A 20,945-nucleotide genomic window follows, 5' to 3' on the forward strand; every position below is an offset into this window, starting at 1 on the left:
ACTGTCCTCAACGGTTCATGCCGGCGGTGAGCCCGGCGACGATCTGGCGGGTGGCCAGGATGAAGAGCACGACCAGGGGGATCGTCGTCATCACCAGGCCGGCGAAGAGCGTGCCCCAGTCGTTCTGGAACTGGCCGAAGAAGTGGGTGAGGCCGACCGGCAGGGTCAGCTTGCTCTCGTCCCGCATCAGGACCAGGGGGTAGAAGAAGTCATTCCAGATCGGCACGAACTGGAAGACCACCACGGTCGCCAGCGCGGGCCGTACCAGCGGCAGCATCACGTGCCAGAAGGTGGCGAACGGGCCCGCGCCGTCCAGGGCGGCGGCCTCGTCGAGCTCGTGCGGGAGCTGGCGGAAGAACGCGGTCAGCACGAACACGTTGAACGGCACCGACCCGGCCGCGTAGACCAGCACCAGCCCGGCCAGCGAGTCCACCAGGCCCATGCTCTCCAGCAGGTAGAACAGCGGCAGCACGCCCAGATGGGCGGGCAGCGTCATGCCCGAGACGAAGTAGGCGGCGAACAGCCCGCGCCCCCGGAACTCCCGGCGCCCCAGCGGGTACGCCGCCAGCAACGACACCACCGCGCCCAGCAGCACCGAGCAGACCACGACGATCGCCGAGTTCACCACGTACGTGGAGAAGGAGGCGTCGGTCCAGGCTTTGGCGTAGTTGCCGAGCCCGCTGGGCCAGCCGAGCGGCTGGTCGAAGATCTCGCTGGTCGGCCGGAGGGAGCTGAGCAGCATGACCAGCAGCGGCGACATGGACAGGACGGCGTAGCCCCACAGCAGGACCCGGATCGCCACGGCCTTCACGACTTCCTCCTCAGGACCCGTTCCAGCAGCAGCGTCGAGCCGAAGATGAAGGTGAACATGAAGACCGCCAGCGCCGAGGACGTGCCCAGCGCGTTGACGTCGCCCGAGGCGAAGGCGGTCCGGTAGAACAGCAGGCCGAGCACGTCCGTCGCGCCCGCGGGGGCGCCGTTGGAGCCGCCCAGGGCGTAGACCAGGGCGAAGGTGCCCATGCTGCCGATGAAGCTGAGGATGGTGACGGTGGCCATGGCCGGCTTGAGCAGCGGCAGCGTGACGCGCCAGAACACCTGCCAGGAGCCGGCGCCGTCGGTCCTGGCGGCCTCGGCGTACTCCTGCGGGATGCCGCCGAGCGCGGCGCTGAACAGCAGCATCGGGAAGCCCACCCACTGCCAGCTGGTGATCAGGATGACGGTCGGCAGGGCGGTGGCGGGGTCGCCCAGCCACGGCATCGCCAGGCCCATCGGCTTGAGCAGCGCGTTGACCGGGCCGAAGGCCGGGCTGAGCAGCAGGGTCCACAGGTAGCCGATGACCAGCGGGTTGACCAGGTACGGCAGCGCGAACATGGTCTGCAGGGCCCGCTTGCCGCGCCGGACGCGGAACAGCGCCAGCGCGAAGGCCAGGCCCAGCGTGTTCTGCACCAGCATGGTGCCGGCGAAGAGCAGGAAGTTGTGCCCGAGCGCCGGCAGCAGCTGGTCCAGGAAGGCGCCGGACAGCAGGTTCGCGTAGTTGTCCAGCCCGGCCGGCTGGTCGCGCAGGGTGCCCTTCCAGGAGAAGAAGCTGTAGGTCAGCCCGGTGAACAGCGGATAGACCACGAACGCCGAGTACAGGAGGAAGGCGGGGATCAGGAACAGGTACGACGATCCCCGCCGTGCGGCTAGAGCCATGTGGCCACGCTCTTGTCGAGCTGCTCGGCGGCCTCCTCGGCGCTGATGCGGCCCAGCAGCATCTCCTGCAACGCCTTGGAGAACACGGTGGCCGAGGTCGGGTTGCCGTAGGCGAACTCGTTCATGAAGTAGGTGCCGCCGCGCTGGGCGAAGGTGGCGGAGACCTCGTTGAGCAGCGGATCCTTGGGGGTGACGCCGGGCACGGCGGAGAAGATGCGCAAGGTGTCGGTGTAGAGCTGGCCGTAGTCCTTGGAGGCCAGCCATGCGGCGAACTTCAGCGCCTCGGCCTTGTGCCTGGTCTTGACGTTGACGCCGTACGAGCCGTCGGTGAAGCCGGGCATGACGCCCTCCCCCTCGGGCGTGGGCGGGGTGAAGACACCCAGGTCGACGCCCTTGGCGTGCTCGCCGAAGAAGTTCAGCTCCCACAGGCCGCCGGGGAACATGGCCGCCTTGCCGGAGGAGAACAGGATCTGCGCGTCGGTGTAGGAGACCCCGGCCACGTCGTCGGGGAAGTACGGCTTGAGCTTGTTGAGCTGGTCGATGCCCTCGACGAAGCGCGGGTCGGCGAACTTCTTGCGCTTGGCCTTGACGTCGGCGATGAACGCGTCGCCGCCCCAGTGGGCGGTGCCGAAGATGCCGGCCACGATCGGCAGCATCCAGTCGTCCTTGCCGCCGAAGGCGAACGGCACGATGCCCTTGGCCTTGAGCTTGTCGGCCGCGGAGATCATGTCGGCGTACGTCTTCGGCGGGGTGAGGCCGTTGTCGGCGAAGATCTTCTTGTTGTAGATCACCTGGAGGGTCTGGACGGCGAACGGCACGCCGTAGACCTTGCCGTCCTTGTCGCCCTTGGCGTAGCGCAGGACCTTCTCGTCGTAGGCGGCCAGGCCGGGCACGTCCTCGGTGTCGAGCGGGAGCAGCCGTCCGGCCTCGACCAGCGGCTGGAGGTTGGCGCCGGCGCGCAGCCAGGCCAGGTCGGGTCCGCTGTCGCCGGCCAGGCCGGTGGACAGGATGGTGTCGTACTCGGTGGCCGTGGTGAACGAGCGGGCGTCTACGTCGATGCCGGGGTGGAGCTTCTCGTACTCGGCGAACATCTTGTCGTAGTTCGCCTCGGGACCCCAGCCCCAGACCGAGAGGGTGATCTTGCCGGAATCGGCACTCGTCGTGGCGGAAGGGGCACAGGCGGTGACCGCCATCGCCAAGGCGACAGCGGCGGCGGCGAGACGCATGGGGACTCCTAGCGTGGGGGCAGGCGGTGCTTGCCGACCGCGTCGGTGGCCGCGGTGAGCAACTGGTTGCTGGTCTCGTGGGTGCGCTGGACGACGCCGATGTAGAGGCAGTCCAGGACGAGCATCTGGGTGTGGCGGGCGGCCACGCCGCCGGCGCGGAAGGGGGTGTCCTGCGCGGCGGTGGTCAGCACGATGTCGGCCACCTCGGCCAGCGGGCTGCGCGGGAAGTTGGTGACCGCGACGGTGGTGGCGCCGCGTCGCTTGGCGATGGACAGCGGCTCGACCACTTCGGCCGTGGTGCCCGAGTGGGAGATCCCGAGCGCCACGTCGTCGCGGTCGCGGGCGTTGGCGCTGCAGACGGCGCTGTGCACGTCGGTCCACAACGCCCCGGGGCGGCCGATGGCGTGCAGGCGCAGGTGCAGGTCCATGGCCACGCCCGCGCTGCCGGCGACCGCGAAGAAGTCGATGAACCGGGCCCGCACCAGGGCCTCGACCGCCCGGTCCACGGCCTGAAGGTCGAGCTGGGCCGCCGTCTCCTCCATGGCGCGCATGTCGCTGGCCAGCAGGCTGCGCAGCACCAGGCTCGCGGGGTCGTCCGGGGAGAAGGCGATCAGGCCCTGCTCGCGCGGGGCGGCGTCGTTGCGGCCCAGTTCGGCGGCGAGCGCCAGCCTGAGCTCGGGGTAGCCGGCCAGCCCGAGCTGCCGGCAGAAGCGGGTGACGGTGGTGAGCGAGGTGCCGCACCGCTCCGCCAGCTCGCCGATGGTCGAGGCGGCCACGGTGGCGGGCTCGGCGAGGATCGTCTCGGCGATGCGCCGGTGGGTGGCCGTGAGGGTGGGCTCGATCCCTCGGATTCTGGCCAGGATCGGTGACATGGGAGGAACCCTCCCGCTTCCCGCAAGGTATGTCAATAGTTCACATTCGACGTCCAATGTTAGAAAATTTCCCTCTTGTGGGAATCGATGGGACTATGTCACTTTCGTGGCCATGCGCAACCTCCTCATGGCGCTGGTGCTCGGCAGCACCAGCCTGCTGCCCGCCCGCGCCGACGCCGTGGACATCCAATTACTGGCCTTCAACGACTTCCACTCCGGCTTCCCGACCAGCTTCGCCATGACGCCGTCCGGGCCGGTCGAGGCGGGCGGGGCCGAGTACCTGGCCGCCCACATGGACCGGCTCCAGCGCGACAACCCCGACGGCACGCTGCGGCTCTCGGCCGGCGACAACTACTCCTCCAGCACCATGAACGCCACCGCCCTGCACGACGAGCCGGGCGTCCAGGCGCTCAACCTGATGCGCCTGGACGCCTCCAGCGTCGGCAACCACGAGTTCGACGAGGGCATCGCCGAGTTCCGCCGGATGGAGAACGGCGGCTGCCACCCGATCGACGGCTGCGCGCTGCCCGGCTTCAAGGGCGCCGCGTTCCCCTACCTGGGCGCCAACATCGTCGACACCACCACCGGCAAGCCCGCGCTGACGCCCTACATCGTCAAGGAGGTCAAGGGCGTCAAGGTCGGCATCATCGGCGTCGACTACAAGAACGCCCTCAACGAGGCCCCCGGCCCCACCAAGCCGCTGGAGGGCCGCGACGAGGCCGAGGCGGTCAACGCCTACACGGCCGAGCTCAAGGCCAAGGGCGTGCGCACGATCGTCGTCCTGATCCACCAGGGCGGCGGGCAGACCGGCGGCGGCCTGCCCAACGAGTGCAACAACCTGGCCGGGCCGATCAAGGACATCGTGCAGCGGTTCGACCCCGAAGTCGACGCCGTCATCTCCGGGCACACGCACAACCCGTACAACTGCGTGGTCAACGGCATCCCCGTCACGCAGACCTCCGCCCACACGCGCGAGCTCACCAAGGTCGTCCTGACCGTAGACCGGGCGACCGGCAACCCGACCTCCGCCAAGGCCGAGAACATCACCGTCACCCACGACATCAAGCCCGACGCCCGGATCGCCGCCCTGCGCCGCCGCACCGACGAGCAGGCGCAGAAGCTGCTCGACCGGCCGGTCGGCCTGCTCGCCCGCGACCTGACCGCCCAGCGCAACGCCGCCGGCGAGTCCACCGTCGGCCACGCCCTGGCCGACGCCCGCCTGTTCGCCACCTCCGCCGCCGAGAACGGCGGCGCCCAGATCGCCGTCCAGCCGCCCTACGGCGGCGGCATCGGCGGCGATCTGATCGTCAACCCCACCGGCAACGAGATGTCGAACCTGGTGACGCACGGCAAGGCGCTGCGCGTACAGCCGTTCGGCAACATGCTCGTCACCATGACGCTCACCGGCGCCCAGCTCGAACGGCTGCTGGAGCAGCAGTGGTGCGGCCAGAGCACCGCGCGCGTGCTCGGCGTCTCGCAGGGACTCACCTACACCTACGACAACGCCAAGCCCGCCTGCGACCGCGTCGACCCGGCGAGCATCAAGCTCAACGGCGCCGTCGTCGACCCCGCCGCGAAGTACCGCCTGACCGCCAACTCCTTCGTCGCGACCGGCGGCGACGGCTTCTCGGTGCTGACCGAGGGCACCGAGCGGGTGGAGAAGGTCCGTGACATCGAGGCGTTCGAGTCCTACATCCGGGCCAGGAGCCCGCTGCCCGCCCCGGCCCTGAACCGGGTCACCCGGGTGAACTAGCCGCCTCCGTCCCGCCCGCCGCGCTCCCGGCGAGCGGGGTCCCCGGCCGTCCAGCCGGGCGCGGCGGTTGCGCCGGCTCGCTGCCGATCTCGGCGAACAGCAGCACGACCTCGGTCAATGGAACGGGATGGAACGCCGCGGAACGCCCATGGTCTGAGGCGCCGTCGTCCGATGGCACCCGGACCATGAGGAGGTCAGATGCAGCTCTCCATCCCGAGGAGGCTCGGCAGACGATCGCGGGCCGTCCTGGTGGCGGCCGTGGCGGCAGCCACGCTCGCGGCCGCCGTCCCGGCCCAGGCGACGGCGCAGGCGGCGCCGCCCGCCACGCACGCCATCGCCTGGGGCAAGGGCGGTTTCGGGCAGCTCGGCGACGGCGGCTACGCCGACCAGCAGCTCCCCGTCAAGGTACGCGCCGAGGAGCAGGGCTTCACCGAGGTCGCCGGCAGCCTCACCCACTCCCTGGCCATCGCGGCCGACGGCTCGGTCTGGGCCTGGGGGCAGAACAACAACGGCCAGCTCGGCGACGGCGGTCACACCGACAGCAACGTCCCGGTCAAGGTCCAGGGCCTGACCGGGGTCGCGGAGGTCGCGGCCGGCTGGGGGTTCAGCCTGGCGCGCACCGGCGACGGGCACGTCTGGGCGTGGGGCGTCAACAACTCCGGCCAGCTCGGCCTGGGCTCGTTCGGCGGCTCGTACGCCACCCCGCAGCCGCTCGGCGAGCTGCGCGGCATCACCCACATCGAGGCCGGCTGGTTCCACAGCATGGCGCTGCGGAACGACTTCAACGTGCTGGTCTGGGGGGACAACTCGCGCGGCCAGCTCGGCGACGGCACGAACGCGGCGAAGGCGAGCCCCACCGTGCTGCCCGGCCTGGGCGGCGAGAGCGGGCCGGTCTACGACATCGCCGCCGGGTTCTCCCACTCGCTGGCCGTCCGCTCCGACGGCACGCTGCTGGCCTGGGGCGCCAACAACTCCGGCCAGCTCGGCAACGGCACCACCTCGGTCACCCCGTCCTACAGCCCGGTGCACGTCGTCGGCAGGTACGGCCAGGTGCGCGCGGTGGCCGCCGGCTGCCGGCACAGCTACCTGGTGGACGGCTCGGGCAACGTGTGGGGCTGGGGCGACAACACCGAGGCCCAGGTGGCCTTCACCGGCGCGCTCGTCAAGCAGCCGCAGCTCGTCCCGGGCCTGTCGGACGTCAAGGACGTCGCCGCCGGCTGCGCGTTCGGCCTGGCCCTGACCGGCGGCGGCGAGGCGTACGGCTGGGGGCAGTACAACTCGGGCCAGACGGGCACCGGCGTCCCGGTGCCGATGCCGCCGCGGCCGAACGCGTGGGGGCCGGGGCTCACGTTCATCGCCGCCGGCGGCGACCACGGCCTGGCCATCCGCAAGACCGGCTGAACCCATTCGCAAGACGGGCTGAACCCATCCGCAACCCGGACGAACCCGCCGCGAATCTCACGGGCCGACCGATGACATCTGCATCTGTTCGCCGCCGTCCTCCGGGTGCAGGCTGAGTCCCTCGACATCCCCCGAGGAAGGCGGCGACGACCCCTCATGACCCTGCCGCTCACCGTGGTCCGGCCCCGGCGGCCGGGCCGCGCCGCCGTCCGGCCGGGCGGCCTACCCTGGTCAGCCGGGGAACGTCGACGGGTGGTGGGCAGGGTGGCGGACAGGGCGGAGTTCTGGCGGTCCGGCCGCGTCGTCCGGCTGGCGCCGGTCGTCGCCGTCGTGTGCAGCGCCCTGCTGCCGCTGCTGCAGGTGACGCTGTCGTTCGGCTACGAGGGCAACGACAGCCGCACCGGGCTGTGGAGCCTGGCCGCGACCGCGGCCTACCTCCCCCTGCACCTGCGCCACGTCTGGTACGCCGCCCACGCCCGCCGTCCGCCGGCCGGTCGCTGGACGTTCGCGGTCATGGCCGTCGTCGTGCTCGGCGTGACGCCCCTGGCCGGGAACATGTGGCCACGGGCGTACGCGGGGCTCGTGGTGTCGGCCGTGCTGGTGCTGCCGGCGCCGTGGTCGTACCTGGCCTGCGTCACCCTGGTGGCGGCGGCCGCGCCGGTGGCGCTGCTGCTGGGCCTGCCGTGGCAGGTCGCGTCGTGGCCGGCGTTCTCGGTGTTGTGCGGCGGCGGGGCGTTGCTGCTGCTCGTCTGGCTCGCCGCGGCGCTGACCCGGCTGCAGGCGGCCAGGGAGGCGCTGGCCCAGCAGGCGGTCGCGCAGGAGCGGCGGCGCATCGACGACGACCTGCGCCGCACGCTCGGCGGCGCGCTGGAGTCGATCGCCGCCCGCGGCGAACGCGCGGCGGCGGCCCTGACCACTGGAAACAGCCCTGGCCCCGCCCCCGGGCTGGCGGCGGAGCTCGCCCAGCTCGCCGACGACTCGCGCCGCACGCTGGCCGAGGCCAGACGGCGGGTGCGCGGCTACCGGCAGCCGTCGCTGCGGGCCGAACTGGAGACGGCCGCCACGCTGCTGTCGGCGGCGGGCGTGCCGACCCGCCTGGAACTGCCCAGGCAGGGCGTCCCGGAGACGATCCCGCCCGGCCCGCGCGCGGCCCTGCGCGCCACCGTCACGCGCCTGCTGCGCGCCGACGGCGTGCGCGCCTGCACGATCGCCGCCACCGTCGCGGGCGGCCGGGTGCTGCTGGAGGTCCGCGCCGACGACGTGACCGAGACGATCGAGGTGCCGGCATGACCGCGCAGATCCCGCCGGCCTGGGTGCTGCGGCATCCGCACCGGCCGTTCGTCGCGCTGCACGTCCCGCTGGCCGCGCAGGTGCCGGTCTACATCGGCATGGGCATGGAGGGGCCGCCCGGGAACCCCGTCCTGGCGGGACTGGGCGTCCTGGTGGCCCTCGCGCTCCAGCTGCGCCACAGCCTGGCCGCCGCCCGCGGCGCGCGTCCGGCGGGCTGGCCCTGGACCCTGGCGGCGCTCCTGCTGCTGGCGAACCTGCCCCTGTGGTGGCTCGCCACGCAGTGGGAGGGCATGACCATCTTCGCCCTGGCCTCGATCGTCATGCTGCTGCGCGGCCCGGCGCGGGCGGTGGCCGCCGTCGCGCAGGTCCTGCACCCCGCCGCGCTGGAGGTGGCGCAGATGTTGCACGACGGCGACACGGTCCCGCACGCCCTCCTGCTGGCCGTCTACCCCGTGCTCGGCCTGGTCGTGTTCGGCGGGGCGCTGGTCGCCGGGGCCCGCCTGGTGCTGCTGCTGGAGGAGCTGGAGGCCACCCGGGCCGAGCTGGCCGCGGCCGCGGTCGGCGAGGAACGCGCCCGGGTCTCGCGCGACCTGCACGACCTGCTCGGCCAGAGCCTGTCGGCCATCTCCCTCAAGGGCGACCTGGCCCTGCGGCTGCTCGTCAAGGACGCCGGCGCGGCCCGTGCCGAGATCGAGAGCCTGACCGGAGTCGCCCGCGACGCCCTCAGGGACGTGCGCGCGATCACCCGCGACGAGCTGGCCGTATCGCTGCGCACCGAGATCGACGGCGCGGCGGCGCTGCTCGGCGCGGCCGGGGTGGGCACCCGGCTCGACGTGGCCGCGCTGCCGCCGCTGTCCGGCCCGGCCCACGACGCGCTGGCGTGGGCCATCCGCGAGGGCACCACCAACCTGCTGCGGCACAGCGAGGCCACGACCTGCGCGATCACCGTGGCCCGCGGCGGCGGCAGGGTACGGTTGGAGATCGTCAACGACGGCGTGCGCGGCGTCGGGCGGCCGGGGTCGGGGCTCGCCGGGGTGACCGAACGCGCCCGCGCGGCGTCCGGCTCGTCGTCCACCGCCGTCCACGACGGCCGTTTCCGGTTGTCGGTCGAGGTTCCCGAGGAAGGCCCGTGATCCGCGTACTGATCGCCGAGGACATGCACATGATCCGCTCGGCCCTGGTCGCCCTGCTCTCGCTGGAGGACGACATGGAGGTCGTGGCCGAGATCGAGCGCGGCGACGAGGTGCTGGCCGCCGCCCTCCGGGTGCGCCCGGACGTCGCGGTGCTCGACATCGACATGCCCGGCCTGGACGGCCTGTCGGCCGCCGAGCAGCTGTCGCAGCGGCTGCCGGACTGCCGCACGCTCGTGCTCACCGGGCTCAGCCAGCCGGGGAACCTGCTGCGCGCGCTGAAGGTGCACGCGCGGGGGTTCATCGTCAAGGACGCCCCCGCCCAGACCCTGACCGACGGCATCCGGCGCATCGCCCGCGGCGAACGGGTGATCGACCCCGAGCTGGTCGCCGCCGCCCTGGAGACCGGCAGCAGCCCGCTCACCGCCCGGGAGACCGAGGTGCTGCGCGCCGCCGCGTCCGGCATCCGCACCGCGCAGATCGCCACCCAGCTCTCGTTGTCGCAGGCCACCGTGCGCAACTACCTGTCGAACGCGATCAGCAAGGTCGGCGGGCGCAACCGCATCGACGCCATCCGCATCTCCCGCGACGCGGGCTGGCTCTGAGCCGCCGGGGTCTTCGGCCACGGCCTCAGAGCGCGTACTCCTTGAGCGGGACCGTGTCGTCGACGTCGTCCGGCATGGGCTCGTCCGGCGCACCGAAGAACCAGCGGGCCGCGGCCCGGCCGTGCCGCTGGTTGCGCTCGACGTAGTCGCGCATCCGGTGCTCGTAGGCGGCCAGGCCCGCGGCGTGGTCGGGCGCCTCGGCCAGCTCCCCGGCCAGCACGTACGCGCCGATCAGGGCCTGTGAGGTGCCGCGGCCGGAGGTCGGCGCCGCGCAGTAGGCCGCGTCGCCCAGCAGCGTGACCCGGCCGTTCGTCCAGGTGTCCATCACGACCTGGCCGGAGGAGTCGAAGAAGAACTCCTCGGCCTCCCGCATGGCCGCCAGCAGCCTGGGCACCTGCCAGCCCGCTCCCGCGTAGTGCTCGGCCACCAGGCGTTCCTGCTGGGCGCGGTCGCGCCGGTCGTAGACCAGGTCGTCGGCGGCGAACGACAGGCCGACCCGCAGTTCGGTGTTGCCGTGGGCGGTGAAGGCCAGGGCGCTGCGGCCGGGGGTGTTGTGCATCAGGCCCGCGTCCCGCAGGTCCAGGATGTTGCCGGTGGTGAACAGCGCGCCGTAGATGCCGAGGTCGCGCACGTAGCGCGACTCGGGGCCGAAGGCGAGCGCGCGCACCTTGGAGTGCATCCCGTCGGCGCCGACCACCAGGTCGAACGTGCGCGGCGCGGCCTTCTCGAACTGCACCCGCACCTCCGCCGCGTCCTGGTCGAGCGCGGTGACGGTGTCGTCGAACAGGTACTCGACGGTGTCGCGGGTGGCCTCGTACAGGACCTTCGTGACGTCGGACTTGAGCACCTCCAGCTCGCCGGAGATCGCGTCGGCGGGCAGCACCGCCAGCGTGTCGCCGGCCTCGTCGACCAGCGTCATGGAGGTCATCGTGGTCGCGTGCCGGCGCATCTCGGCCAGCAGGCCCATGCGGTCCAGCACGTCCAGGGCCGAGCCGCGGAAGTCGATGGCCGCGCCGCCGCCGCGCGGGGCCGGGGCGCGCTCGACGACGGTGACCTGGTGGCCGTGACGGTGCAGCCAGTAGGCGAGGGCGGGGCCGGCGACGCTGCCGCCGGAGATCAGGATGCGCATTGCCATGTCCTCTTTCGTCGGTGAACGCTCCACACCGTACGCAGATTTGGGCAAACGCGCAAGACGGTTGTCTAAGGCGTACGTGCTAGGCTTCCTGCCATGGGAAATCGCGAAGACCTGCTGGCCGGGGCGCGGCGTTGCCTGGAGGAGAAGGGCTGGGGGCGCACCACCGTCCGCGACATCGCCACGGCCTCGGGCGTGAGCATGGCGGCCATCGGCTACCACTTCGGCTCGCGTGAGGCGCTGCTCAACGCCGCCCTGGTCGAGGCCATGGGCGAATGGGGAGAGAAGGTCGGCGCGGCCCTGGCCGCCCTCGACGACCCCGGCAGGTCACCCGCCGAGAGCTTCGAGGCGCTGTGGGCGCAGCTGATCGGCTCGATCAACGAGCACCGCACGTTGTGGCTGGCCAACCTGGAGGCGCTGGTCCAGGCGGAGCACTCGCCGGAGCTGCGCGAACAGCTCGTGGCCGGTCAGCGCGAGGGGCGGCGGGGCATGGCCGCGCAGCTCACCGGGGTGCCGGAGGAGGAGATCGGCGACGGCGAGGTGCGCGCCGTGGGCTCGGTGCAGCTCGCGCTGCTGCTCGGGGTGATGGCCCAGTGGCTCAACGACCCGCAGGCCGCGCCCTCGGCCGCCGACGTGATCGAGGGGCTGCGAGCCGTCACCACCCGGTTCGGGCTGGTCAGGTGAGCGAGGCGACGATCGCCCGGACGGCCTCGGCGATCAGCGCCTCCCTGGGCGGCGTGCCGTGCTCGTAGTGGTCGATGCGGCTGGCCCGGTCGCCCAGCCCGCGCAGGAAGGCGGTGAGCCGGGCCGGGCCGCCGGCGTCACGCATCAGCAGGTTGCCCGCGGTGCCGTCGCTGTGCCGGACGGCGGACGTCGGCGCCGCAGGCCGTCAGCGGCAGCAGGGCCGCCACCGTCAGCAGGGCACGCCGCGAGGGCTCGTAGGACATTCGGTGCTCCTCGCTCCCCCGGCCGGTCGATCTTCCTGCCACCACCCCAGGCGTGCCGCCCAGGTCAAACCGTCTTTACCTTCCTTTGAATGGCCGTTTAATATCTTGACCGTGCCATCTGGTCGTGGGCTGGAACGGCATGCTGCCCTACGCGGGCCCGATCTTCGTCGTGATGGCCGCGGCCATGGCCGCCAACCAGTACGGCGCCGACGGCACCGCGCTCTGGCTGACCCTGATGACCCCCGGCGCGAGCGACGTGCGCGGCCGGCAACTGGCGTGGCTGACAGCGCAGACGCCGGTGGCGGCCGTGCTGACCGTGGCGTTCACCGCGATCACCGGCGGTCCGTGGCCGCTGGTCCTGGCGCTGCTGGCCGCCCTGCTGGGCGGCGCGGCCGGGCTGGTGCCGCTGATCTCGGTGTACGGGCTGGTGCCCGGCACCGACCCGCACCGCCGCGCCGGCAACCCGCTGCGCACCAGCGAGGACGACAGCGGCCTGACCGGGCTGGCCTACCTGACCCTCGCCCTGGTGGCCCTCACCGGGCTGCCCGCGGCGCTGGTCGTCCTCCGGTACGGCTGGGCCGGGGTCGCCGTGGGCGTCCTGACGGGGGCGTTGTGCGTCTGGGGCCTCGGCCTGCTCGCCGAACGCCGCCTGCGCGCGCAGGGCCCCGAGCTGCTGGATCTGATGCGCACCGGCCGCAGGCAGCAGCCCGCCGTAGCCTCCCGTTTCGACCGGCTGTCCACGACGCAGCGCATGGTCACCTGGTGGTGCTTCGGCCTCGGCGCGATCCCGCTGGTGCCGCAGGGCATCCTCGCGGCCGTCTTCGTCTCCGACGACATGCTGCGCCACTCCTGGTTCCTGGCCACGTACATGCCGGTCGGACTGCGCTATCCGGTCGCCGCCGGGTTCGTCCTGCTCGGCCTGGCGATGTACGGCCTGGGCCTGTGGATGATCAGGCCGCGCCCGTCCCCGTAGGTTTTGACACCTCCTACGGCTAACCGCTATCTATTGGCTAACCGTTAGGGGGTGGGGCCGTGCAGGACGCGGTGCTGGCGATGCTCGCCAAGGAGCCGTCGCACGGCTACGACCTGCGCGCCCGCCTGCGGCACAGCCTCGGCCCGCTGGGCGAGTCGATGAACCCCGGCCAGATCTACGTGACCCTGGCCAGGCTGGAGAAGGCCGGGCTCGTCGCCTGCGAACGGGCCGACGGCCTCCCCGAGCGGCCCGACCGCAAGGTCTACGCGCTGACCCCCGACGGCCAGCGCCGGGTGGCCGCCTGGCTCGCCGAGGTCGGCTGGCCGAAACCGGACCTGGCCGAGTTCCATCTCAAACTCGCCGCCGCGGCCGCGGCCCGGCTGGCCGACCCGGTCGAACTGGTCGCGGCGCAGCGCCGCGAGCTGCTGCGCCGCCTGCGCGAGGTCCAGCGGGCGACGCTGGACGAACCGCCCGGATCACCCGCCGGCCTGCTGCTGGAGGGGGTCGTGCTGCGGTTGCGGGCCGACCTGCGCTGGCTGGACGCCTGCGAGCGCACCTGGTCCGGGGCCGAAGATGAAGACGAGGGCGCATGAACGTGTTACGGGCCCACGGCCTGGTGAAGACGCACGGCCAGGGGCAGAGCCGGGTCCGCGCGGTGGACGAGGTCGACCTGGAGGTCCCCCAGGGGCAGACGCTGGCGGTGACCGGCCCGAGCGGCTGCGGGAAGTCCACCCTGCTCCACCTGCTCGGCGGCCTGGAACGGCCCACCGGCGGAGAGGTGTGGCTGGCCGGCCGGCGCGTCGACACGCTGAGCGAGCGGGCCCTGGCCCGCCTGCGACGCCGGTCGGTCGGGTTCGTCTTCCAGGCGTTCCACCTGGTGGAGGAGCTGTCGGCGGCCGAGAACGTCGAGCTGCCCGCGCTGCTGGCCGGCCGCTCACGCCGCCAGGCCAGGCGGCGAGCCCACGCGCTGCTGGACCGGGTCGGGCTCGCCGCCCGCGCCCGGCACCTGCCCTCGCAACTGTCCGGCGGCCAGCGCCAGCGCGTCGCCGTCGCCCGCGCGCTGGTCAACGACCCGCTGGTGGTGCTGGCCGACGAGCCCACCGGCAACCTCGACACCGCCGCCACCCTCGACGTGCTGAGGATCTTCGGCGAGCTGCGTTCCGCCGGGCAGACCCTCGTGATCGTCACGCACGACGAGCGGGTGGCGGCGACGGCCGACCGGCTGGTCTCGATGCGCGACGGCATGTTCGTCGACGACACCCACCTGGCCGCCGCCCGCCCGCGGGGGCTGGGCGGCCTGATCGGGCTGGAGGACTGAACGCCATGGGCACCGTCGTGCTCGTCACCCGGCTGGTGCTGGCCGACGTGCGGCGGCACCGCGTCCAGGCCGCGATGCTGCTGCTCGCGGTGACCGTGGCCACTGCGACGATGGCCCTGGGCCTGTCCCTGGGCGACGCCAGCCGCTCCCTGTACGAGCAGACCCGCGCGGCCACCGCCGGACCGGACGTGGTGGCACTGTCCGGCGGCTCGGGCCGGGCGGCGACCTCCGCCCTGGCCTCGCTGGCCGACGCCCCCGAGGTGGCCGCCCACCACGGCCCCTACCGCATCGTCTACGCCGACCTCACCGCGCGCGGCTCGACGTCGTCCCAGGTGGTGGTGCACGGCTTCGCCGAGCGGCCCGGCCCGGTCAACCGGCCGCTGGTGACCTCGGGCCGGTGGGTGCGCCCCGGCGGCGCCGTCCTCGAACGCGGCTTCGCCACCGCCCTGGACGTCGGCGTCGGCGACCGGGTCACCATCGCCGGCCGGCCGTACCCCGTCGTCGGGATCGCCGTCACCGCGGCCACCTCCGTCTACCCCTGGGCGGCGCAGATCGGGCCGGGCGGCGGCCCCAGCGACTACGCCGGCCTGGCCTGGCTGACCAGCTCGGACGCCCGGACGCTGGCCTCCGCCCGGCGCCTGCCGGTCACCACGGCCATCGACCTCAGGCTGCGCGACCCCGCCGCCACCGAGGCGTTCCGCGACGCGCACCGCGACCCGGAGCTGCGGGTCAACTTCCACTCCTGGCAGTTCACGGCCGAGCAGGACACCGTCATCCTCAAGGACAGCCAGCCGATCCTGGTGGTCGGGAGCTGGCTGCTCAGCTTCCTGGCCGTCACCGGGGTCGCGGCGCTGGCCGCCGGGCGCGCCGCCGCTCAGACGCGCCGGGCCGGGCTGCTCAAGGCCGTCGGCGCCACCCCTGGCCTGATCGCCACCGTCCTGCTCACCGAGTACCTGGCGCTCGCGCTGGCCGGCGACGCGCTGGGGCTGACGATCGCCCGCCTGGCCGCGCCCGCCCTGGCCGGCCCCACGGCCAGCCGGATCGGCGACGCGGCCGAGCTGGGGGGCTCCGTCGTGGTCGCCGCGACCGTCCTGGCCGTGGCGGTCGCGGTGCTGTCCACGCTGCGTCCCACGCTGCGCGCCATGCGGACGGCCACCGTCACGGCGCTGTCCGCGACCGCGCGCCCGCCCCGTCACCGGCCCCTGATCACGGCCCTGTCGGCGCTGCTGCCCACGCCGCTCCTGCTCGGGCTGCGGCTGACCGCCCGCCGTCCCGGCCGGGCGGTGCTCCAGGCGTGCTCCACCGCCACCACGGTGATCGCGATGGTCGCCCTGCTGACCCTCCACGTCCAGCCCGAGCGGGGCTACGGCCTGGACGGCTCCTCCGTGCTGCCCAACCTGCGCGGCGAGCAGGACCGCCGGCTGATGCTCGCCGTCACCGCCCTGCTGATCGTCCTGGCCGTCGTGAACACCGTCACGCTCACCTGGACCACCGCTATGGAGGCGCGCGCCACCATGGCCGTCGCCCGCACGCTCGGCGCCACCCCCGGGCAGGTCGCCGCGGGCCTGTCCAGCGCCCAGCTGCTGCCCAGCCTGCCCGGCGCCGTCGTCGGCGTCCCCCTGGGTCTCGGCCTGCTCTCGCTCTTCGCGGCCGGGAACTCGGTGCAGGCCCCCTTCTCATGGCTCGCCGCCGCCGTGCCGGCCACCCTCCTGGCGACCGCGGCGTTCGTCGCCCTGCCCGCCCGGCTGGCCGCCCGCCGGCCCGTGGCCGAGGCACTCAGCGCCGAGACCGCGTGACCGGCCGCGCGGGAACCCGGTGGACGGCTTCCATGATCTCCGGCTAGGGTGTGGCGCGTGTCCGGTCCCGAAGCGTCAAGACGCTAGCCACCGATCGTCGGTGGCTTCTCGTGATGTCCTGCGGCCGCGCCGTCCCTGAGACCGCGCGCCCTTCCGGCATCCGATCACCTTCGTACGGACCGGTTTCTCCCGGCTGTTCCGCCACCGTCGTGGCGTCGAACCCGGGCCTTCCCTCCTCGCGGTAGCGCCCGCGCCCCGCTGTGCCGCCGGCGCGCCGCGTTCCTTCGTGCTGCTTTTGGAGTACCGCTCGTGCCTTTCGCCATCTACGTTCTCGGGCTGGCCGTGTTCGCCCAGGGAACGTCGGAGTTCATGCTGTCCGGGCTGGTTCCGGCCATCGCCGCCGACCTGGGCGTGTCCGTCCCGGCCGCGGGCGCGCTGACGTCCGCGTTCGCCGCGGGCATGGTCGTCGGGGCGCCGCTCATGGCGCTGCTCAGCCTGCGCTGGCCACGCCGGCAGGCGCTGCTCGTCTTCCTCGTCGCCTTCGTGCTCGTGCACGTGGCGGGCGCGCTCACCACCGACTTCGCCGTGCTGCTGGCCACCCGCGTCCTCGGGGCGCTGGCCAACGCCGGTTTCCTCGCCGTGGGCCTGGCGACGGCGGCCGGCATGGCCGCCCCCGACGCCAAGGGCCGCGCCACGTCCGTCCTGCTCGGCGGGATCACGCTGGCGTGCGTCGCCGGGGTGCCCGCGGGCGCCGTGCTCGGCCAGGCGTTCGGCTGGCGGTCGGCGTTCTGGGCGGTGGCGCTGGTGTCGCTGCCGGCTGTCGTCGCGGTCGTGCGGTCGGTGCCGGCCGGCGGGCAGGAGAGCGCCCCTCCGCGCGCCCGGCACGAGCTGCGGGCGTTGCGCGAGCCGCGCCTGCTGGTCGCGCTGGCGCTGGGCGCGCTGGTCAACGCCGCCACCTTCGGCACCTTCACCTACCTGTCGCCGCTGCTCACCGAGGTGAGCGGCGTCTCCGAGGGGTGGGTGCCGGTGCTGCTCGCGCTGTTCGGCCTGGGGTCGTTCGTCGGGGTGACCGCCGCGGGCCGGCTGTCGGACGCGCGGCCGGCGCTGGTGCTGGTCGTGGGCGGGCTCGCCTTGCCGGCCGGGTGGGCGCTGTTCGCGGTCGCGGCGGGCGTTCCGGCCGCGGCGTTCGTGCTGGTCTTCGTCCAGGGCGCGCTGTCCTTCGCGGTCGGCTCGACCCTGATCGCCCGCGTCCTGTACGCCGCCGCCGCGGCGCCCTCGCTCGGCGGCTCCTTCGCCACGGCGGCGCTCAACGTGGGGGCCACCGCGGGCCCGGCGCTCGGCGGCGCGGCCATCGCCGCCGGGCTCGGCTACCGGTCGGCGCTGTGGGTCAGCGCCCTGCTGGTGGTCGTGGCACTTGCCGTGGCGGCCGTTGTCCACAGGTCGCCGGCGAGCGTCACGCGGCGCTGATCGGGGGCGGGAAGATGGTCCGGCGGCGGTGACCGGGCGCGGTCGCCGGACGTGCTCTCGTGAATGCGATGGCGTGCCCGGCGATCGTGCCGCTGTTGCGTAGCCAAATGGGGCTTCAGGGTGGATTATGCGGAAGGTAGGGTGTGGGCTTGTGACGACGTTCCGGATCAGCGAGGCCGCGGCGCTGCTCGGGGTCAGCTCCGACACCGTCCGGCGGTGGGTCGACGCGGGCCGGCTGGCGGCCGAGCGCGACGAGCACGGCCACCGGCGGGTCGACGGCGCCGACCTGGCGGCCTTCGCCCGTTCGCAGATCGAGTCCGACGGCGAGGGCGGCCGCTCCTCGGCGCGCAACCGCTTCCGCGGCATCGTGACCGAGGTGATCCGCGACGCGGTGATGGCCCAGGTGGAGATCGCCGCCGGGCCGTTCCGCGTGGTGTCGCTGATGAGCCGGCAGGCGGCCGACGAGCTGGGCCTGCAGGTGGGGGTGGTGGCGGTCGCCGTGATCAAGTCCACCAACGTCGTCGTGGAGATCCCCGGTCACGAGCGCGTGGCCAGTCAGGTGTGAGGAGACCCCCTTGGTGTTCAGGCGTCTTTCCCGATGGTCGATCGCCCTGCCCGTCGCGTTCGCGCTGGCCGGCCTGGCCGGCTGCGGCTCGGGCGCGCCGGCCACGTCCGCCTCGTCCGCTCCCGCCTCGTCCGCCGGCAGGGGCGCCGGGGAGGTGACGGTGTTCGCGGCGGCCTCGCTGACCGGCACGTTCACCGAGCTCGGCAAGAGCTTCGAGAGCGCCCATCCGGGAACGACGGTGAGGTTCAACTTCGGCTCCAGCGCCACCCTGGCCCAGCAGATCGTCCAGGGCGCCCCCGCCGACGTGTTCGCCGCCGCCAGCCCGGCCACCATGAAGACGGTCACCGACGCCTCCCTCGCGGGCGCCCCGGCCACGTTCGTCCGCAACAAGCTGCAGATCGCCGTGCCCGCCGCCAACCCGGCCAAGGTCGACGAGCTGAAGGACCTGGCCGACCCCGCGGTGAAGGTGGCGCTCTGCGCCGAGCAGGTGCCGTGCGGGGCCGCCGCGGTCAAGGCGCTCGGCGCGGCCGGTCTCAAGGTCACGCCGGTGACCCTGGAACAGGACGTCAAGGCCACCCTCACCAAGGTGCAGCTGGGCGAGGTGGACGCCGCGCTGGTCTACCGCACCGACGTGATCGCCTCCGGTGGCAAGGTGACCGGCATCGACTTCCCCGAGGCCGCCCAGGCGATCAACGACTACCCGATCGCGGCCCTGACCAAGGCCCCGGCCGGCGACCTGGCCAAGCAGTTCGTCGACCTGGTGCTGTCCCAGCAGGGCAAGGACGTCCTGGCCAAGGCCGGTTTCGAGGCCGCGTGAGCGCACGCTCCCGGCGTCCGGGCCCGGCGGACCCGCCCGCCGGGCGTCCGGCCGCGGGCCCCGAGGTCTCGGGCCGTGAGGTAGCAGGCCGTGAGATGTCGGGCCGTGAGATCTCGGGGCGGGCGCCGTGGATGCTGGTCGTGCCCGCGCTGGCGGGGCTGGCGTTCCTGGTGCTGCCGCTGGCCGGGCTGCTGATCCGGGCCCCCTGGTCCACGCTGCTCCAGCGGCTGGCCGAGCCGCACGTGCTGGAGGCGCTGCGATTGTCGCTGCTGTGCGCCACCGTCGCCACGGCCTTCTGCCTGCTGCTCGGCGTGCCGCTGGCCTGGTTGCTGGCGCGGGTGTCGTTCCCGGGGCGGCGGCTGGTGCGCGCGCTGGTCACCGTGCCGCTGGTGCTGCCGCCGGTGGTCGGCGGCGTGGCGCTGCTGCTGGTGCTGGGGCGGCGCGGCCTGGCCGGGCAGTGGCTGGAGTCCGCCTTCGGCGTCACGCTGCCGTTCACCACGGCCGGTGTGATCGTCGCCGAGGCGTTCGTCGCGATGCCCTTCCTGGTGATCAGCGTGGAGGGCGCGCTGCGCGGCGCCGACCAGCGCTTCGAGGAGGCCGCCGCGACGCTCGGCGCCTCCCGCTGGACGGTGTTCCGCCGGGTGACGCTGCCCATGGTGATGCCGGGCGTGGTGGCCGGGGCCGTGTTGTGCTGGGCACGGGCGCTGGGCGAGTTCGGGGCGACGATCACGTTCGCCGGCAACTTCCCCGGCACCACCCGCACGATGCCGCTGGCGGTCTACCTGGCGCTGGAGACCGAGCCGGAGGCGGCGATCGTGCTCAGTCTGGTGCTGCTGGCCGTCTCGGTGGTCATCCTGGCCAGCCTGCGCGACCGGTGGGTGAGCGCGCCGTGACCCTCGACGCCCGTCTGGTGGTCACCCGGCCGGCCTTCACCCTCGACGTCTCGCTGCGGGTCGCCGCCGGCGAGGTGGTGGCGCTGCTCGGCCCCAACGGCGCCGGCAAGACCACCGCCCTGCGCGCCCTGGCCGGGCTCACCCCGATGACCGCTGGGCACATCAGCCTGCGTGGCGCGCCGCTGCACACGCTGCCCGCCGAGGGCCGCCCGATCGGCATGGTCTTCCAGGATTACCTGCTCTTCCCGCACCTGTCGGCGCTGGACAACGTCGCCTTCGGGCCGCGCTGCCAGGGCGTGCCCAAGGCCGAGGCCCGCCGGACGGCCGCCGCGCTGCTGGAGCGGGTCGGCCTCGCCGCCCACGCCGCCGCCAGGCCGCGGCGGCTGTCCGGCGGGCAGGCGCAGCGGGTCGCCCTCGCCCGCGCGCTGGCCGTACGGCCCGAGCTGCTGCTGCTGGACGAGCCGCTGGCCGCGCTCGACGCCCACACCCGGCTGGAGATCCGCTCCCAGCTGCGTCGCCACCTGGCCGACTTCGAGGGCGCGACCGTGCTGGTCACCCACGACCCGCTCGATGCGATGGTGCTGGCCGACCGGCTGATCGTCATCGAGCACGGCACGGTCGTGCAGGAGGGCCCACCGGCCGAGGTCGCCCGCCATCCGCGCACCGACTACGTGGCCCGCCTGGTCGGGCTCAACCTCTATCGCGGCGTGGCCGAGGGCGTGCGGGTCAAGGTCGGCGAGGTGCTGCTGCACACGTCCGAAGAGCTCGACGGGCCGGCGTTCGTGGCCTTCCCGCCCGCGGCCGTGGCGTTGTACCGCAGCCGCCCCGACGGCAGCCCGCGCAACCTGTGGCAAGCCCGGATCGAGGGCATCGAACGGCACGGCGACAACGTGCGCGTGCACCTCGACGGCCCCCTGACGGCCTTCGCCGACATCACCCCGGCCGCCGTCGCCGACCTCGACCTGACCCCCGGCCAGCGGATCTGGGCCTCCGTCAAGGCCACCGAGACGCACGCCTACCCCGCCTGAACGCCCCGATCCCACAGCCCTTCGCCCGCGCCGATCCGGA

22 protein-coding genes are annotated in these 20,945 nt (G+C 73.5%); 15 read left to right on the forward strand and 7 right to left on the reverse strand.

The window, feature by feature from the left end; all coding sequences use genetic code 11:
• Positions 1-7 precede the first annotated feature (7 nt).
• From ACIBQ6_RS12100 to ACIBQ6_RS12115, 4 genes are read right to left on the reverse strand one after another with little or no spacing between them, the layout of a single operon-like run.
• The gene (locus ACIBQ6_RS12100; protein WP_358286873.1) at positions 8-811 is read right to left on the reverse strand and encodes a carbohydrate ABC transporter permease; all 804 of its coding nucleotides are present in this window, start codon (positions 809-811) and stop codon (positions 8-10) included.
• A complete protein-coding gene (locus ACIBQ6_RS12105; RefSeq protein ID WP_358286874.1) occupies positions 808-1,692 on the reverse strand; it encodes a sugar ABC transporter permease in 885 nt (294 codons plus the stop codon). The genes ACIBQ6_RS12100 and ACIBQ6_RS12105 overlap by 4 nt, the downstream gene beginning before the upstream one ends.
• Positions 1,683-2,918, reverse strand: a complete 1,236-nt coding sequence (locus ACIBQ6_RS12110) for an extracellular solute-binding protein (RefSeq protein ID WP_358286876.1) — start codon at positions 2,916-2,918, stop codon at positions 1,683-1,685. Before ACIBQ6_RS12110 ends, ACIBQ6_RS12105 begins: the two co-directional genes overlap by 10 nt.
• 8 nt (positions 2,919-2,926) lie before the next feature.
• Positions 2,927-3,790 carry a MurR/RpiR family transcriptional regulator gene (locus tag ACIBQ6_RS12115; RefSeq protein ID WP_358286878.1) on the reverse strand — a complete coding sequence of 288 codons (864 nt, stop codon included), beginning with the start codon at positions 3,788-3,790 and terminating at the stop codon, positions 2,927-2,929.
• A gap of 112 nt (positions 3,791-3,902) precedes the next feature.
• Between ACIBQ6_RS12115 and ACIBQ6_RS12120 the strand changes: the two genes are divergently transcribed.
• From ACIBQ6_RS12120 to ACIBQ6_RS12140, 5 genes are all read left to right on the forward strand, one after another.
• On the forward strand, positions 3,903-5,543 hold the full coding sequence (locus ACIBQ6_RS12120; RefSeq protein ID WP_358286879.1) for a bifunctional metallophosphatase/5'-nucleotidase: 1,641 nt from the start codon (positions 3,903-3,905) through the stop codon (positions 5,541-5,543).
• A 198-nt stretch (positions 5,544-5,741) separates the two neighbouring features.
• The gene (locus ACIBQ6_RS12125) at positions 5,742-6,944 is read left to right on the forward strand and encodes an RCC1 domain-containing protein (RefSeq protein WP_397211559.1); all 1,203 of its coding nucleotides are present in this window, start codon (positions 5,742-5,744) and stop codon (positions 6,942-6,944) included.
• 264 nt (positions 6,945-7,208) lie between these two features.
• On the forward strand, positions 7,209-8,234 hold the full coding sequence (locus ACIBQ6_RS12130) for a hypothetical protein (protein ID WP_397211561.1): 1,026 nt from the start codon (positions 7,209-7,211) through the stop codon (positions 8,232-8,234).
• Entirely contained in the window at positions 8,231-9,367 is a 1,137-nt protein-coding gene (locus ACIBQ6_RS12135; RefSeq protein ID WP_397211563.1) for a sensor histidine kinase, read from the forward strand. Before ACIBQ6_RS12130 ends, ACIBQ6_RS12135 begins: the two co-directional genes overlap by 4 nt.
• Positions 9,364-9,969 carry a response regulator transcription factor gene (locus ACIBQ6_RS12140; RefSeq protein ID WP_358286887.1) on the forward strand — a complete coding sequence of 202 codons (606 nt, stop codon included), beginning with the start codon at positions 9,364-9,366 and terminating at the stop codon, positions 9,967-9,969. Before ACIBQ6_RS12135 ends, ACIBQ6_RS12140 begins: the two co-directional genes overlap by 4 nt.
• 25 nt (positions 9,970-9,994) lie before the next feature.
• Here ACIBQ6_RS12140 and ACIBQ6_RS12145 read toward each other — a convergent pair whose 3' ends face one another.
• The gene (locus tag ACIBQ6_RS12145; RefSeq protein ID WP_397211565.1) at positions 9,995-11,098 is read right to left on the reverse strand and encodes an FAD-dependent monooxygenase; all 1,104 of its coding nucleotides are present in this window, start codon (positions 11,096-11,098) and stop codon (positions 9,995-9,997) included.
• 99 nt (positions 11,099-11,197) lie between these two features.
• Between ACIBQ6_RS12145 and ACIBQ6_RS12150 the strand changes: the two genes are divergently transcribed.
• A complete protein-coding gene (locus ACIBQ6_RS12150; protein ID WP_397211567.1) occupies positions 11,198-11,785 on the forward strand; it encodes a TetR/AcrR family transcriptional regulator in 588 nt (195 codons plus the stop codon).
• On the opposite strand, the gene ACIBQ6_RS12155 is transcribed toward ACIBQ6_RS12150, so the two are convergent.
• Both ACIBQ6_RS12155 and ACIBQ6_RS12160 read right to left on the reverse strand, forming a co-directional pair.
• On the reverse strand, positions 11,778-11,930 hold the full coding sequence (locus ACIBQ6_RS12155; protein WP_397211569.1) for a hypothetical protein: 153 nt from the start codon (positions 11,928-11,930) through the stop codon (positions 11,778-11,780). The two genes, ACIBQ6_RS12150 and ACIBQ6_RS12155, sit on opposite strands and share 8 nt — an antisense overlap.
• Positions 11,923-12,048: a hypothetical protein gene (locus tag ACIBQ6_RS12160; RefSeq protein WP_397211571.1), complete on the reverse strand. Its 126-nt coding sequence runs from the start codon at positions 12,046-12,048 to the stop codon at positions 11,923-11,925. Before ACIBQ6_RS12160 ends, ACIBQ6_RS12155 begins: the two co-directional genes overlap by 8 nt.
• 124 nt (positions 12,049-12,172) lie before the next feature.
• On the opposite strand from ACIBQ6_RS12160, the gene ACIBQ6_RS12165 reads away from it, so the two are divergent.
• The 9 genes from ACIBQ6_RS12165 to ACIBQ6_RS12205 all read left to right on the forward strand — a co-directional run bounded on the left by ACIBQ6_RS12165 (position 12,173) and on the right by ACIBQ6_RS12205 (position 20,905).
• Positions 12,173-13,021: a hypothetical protein gene (locus ACIBQ6_RS12165; RefSeq protein ID WP_397211573.1), complete on the forward strand. Its 849-nt coding sequence runs from the start codon at positions 12,173-12,175 to the stop codon at positions 13,019-13,021.
• 59 nt (positions 13,022-13,080) lie between these two features.
• Positions 13,081-13,614: a PadR family transcriptional regulator gene (locus ACIBQ6_RS12170; RefSeq protein WP_397211575.1), complete on the forward strand. Its 534-nt coding sequence runs from the start codon at positions 13,081-13,083 to the stop codon at positions 13,612-13,614.
• Positions 13,611-14,339: an ABC transporter ATP-binding protein gene (locus ACIBQ6_RS12175; RefSeq protein WP_397211576.1), complete on the forward strand. Its 729-nt coding sequence runs from the start codon at positions 13,611-13,613 to the stop codon at positions 14,337-14,339. The genes ACIBQ6_RS12170 and ACIBQ6_RS12175 overlap by 4 nt, the downstream gene beginning before the upstream one ends.
• A 5-nt stretch (positions 14,340-14,344) precedes the next feature.
• Positions 14,345-16,135 carry an FtsX-like permease family protein gene (locus tag ACIBQ6_RS12180; protein ID WP_397211578.1) on the forward strand — a complete coding sequence of 597 codons (1,791 nt, stop codon included), beginning with the start codon at positions 14,345-14,347 and terminating at the stop codon, positions 16,133-16,135.
• Between the two features lie 309 nt (positions 16,136-16,444).
• Positions 16,445-17,602 carry a Cmx/CmrA family chloramphenicol efflux MFS transporter gene (locus ACIBQ6_RS12185; RefSeq protein ID WP_397211580.1) on the forward strand — a complete coding sequence of 386 codons (1,158 nt, stop codon included), beginning with the start codon at positions 16,445-16,447 and terminating at the stop codon, positions 17,600-17,602.
• Between the two features lie 151 nt (positions 17,603-17,753).
• On the forward strand, positions 17,754-18,167 hold the full coding sequence (locus tag ACIBQ6_RS12190; RefSeq protein WP_357979097.1) for a helix-turn-helix transcriptional regulator: 414 nt from the start codon (positions 17,754-17,756) through the stop codon (positions 18,165-18,167).
• Between the two features lie 13 nt (positions 18,168-18,180).
• Positions 18,181-18,984, forward strand: a complete 804-nt coding sequence (gene modA / locus ACIBQ6_RS12195) for a molybdate ABC transporter substrate-binding protein (protein WP_397211582.1) — start codon at positions 18,181-18,183, stop codon at positions 18,982-18,984.
• 95 nt (positions 18,985-19,079) lie between these two features.
• Positions 19,080-19,877 carry an ABC transporter permease gene (locus ACIBQ6_RS12200; RefSeq protein ID WP_358286907.1) on the forward strand — a complete coding sequence of 266 codons (798 nt, stop codon included), beginning with the start codon at positions 19,080-19,082 and terminating at the stop codon, positions 19,875-19,877.
• Positions 19,859-20,905, forward strand: coding sequence for an ABC transporter ATP-binding protein (locus ACIBQ6_RS12205; protein WP_397211584.1), 1,047 nt, complete (start codon positions 19,859-19,861; stop codon positions 20,903-20,905). The genes ACIBQ6_RS12200 and ACIBQ6_RS12205 overlap by 19 nt, the downstream gene beginning before the upstream one ends.
• The last annotated feature ends 40 nt before the right edge of the window (positions 20,906-20,945 follow it).

Source organism: Nonomuraea sp. NPDC049655 (genome assembly GCF_044465465.1).
Taxonomy (GTDB): Bacteria; Actinomycetota; Actinomycetes; order Streptosporangiales; family Streptosporangiaceae; genus Nonomuraea.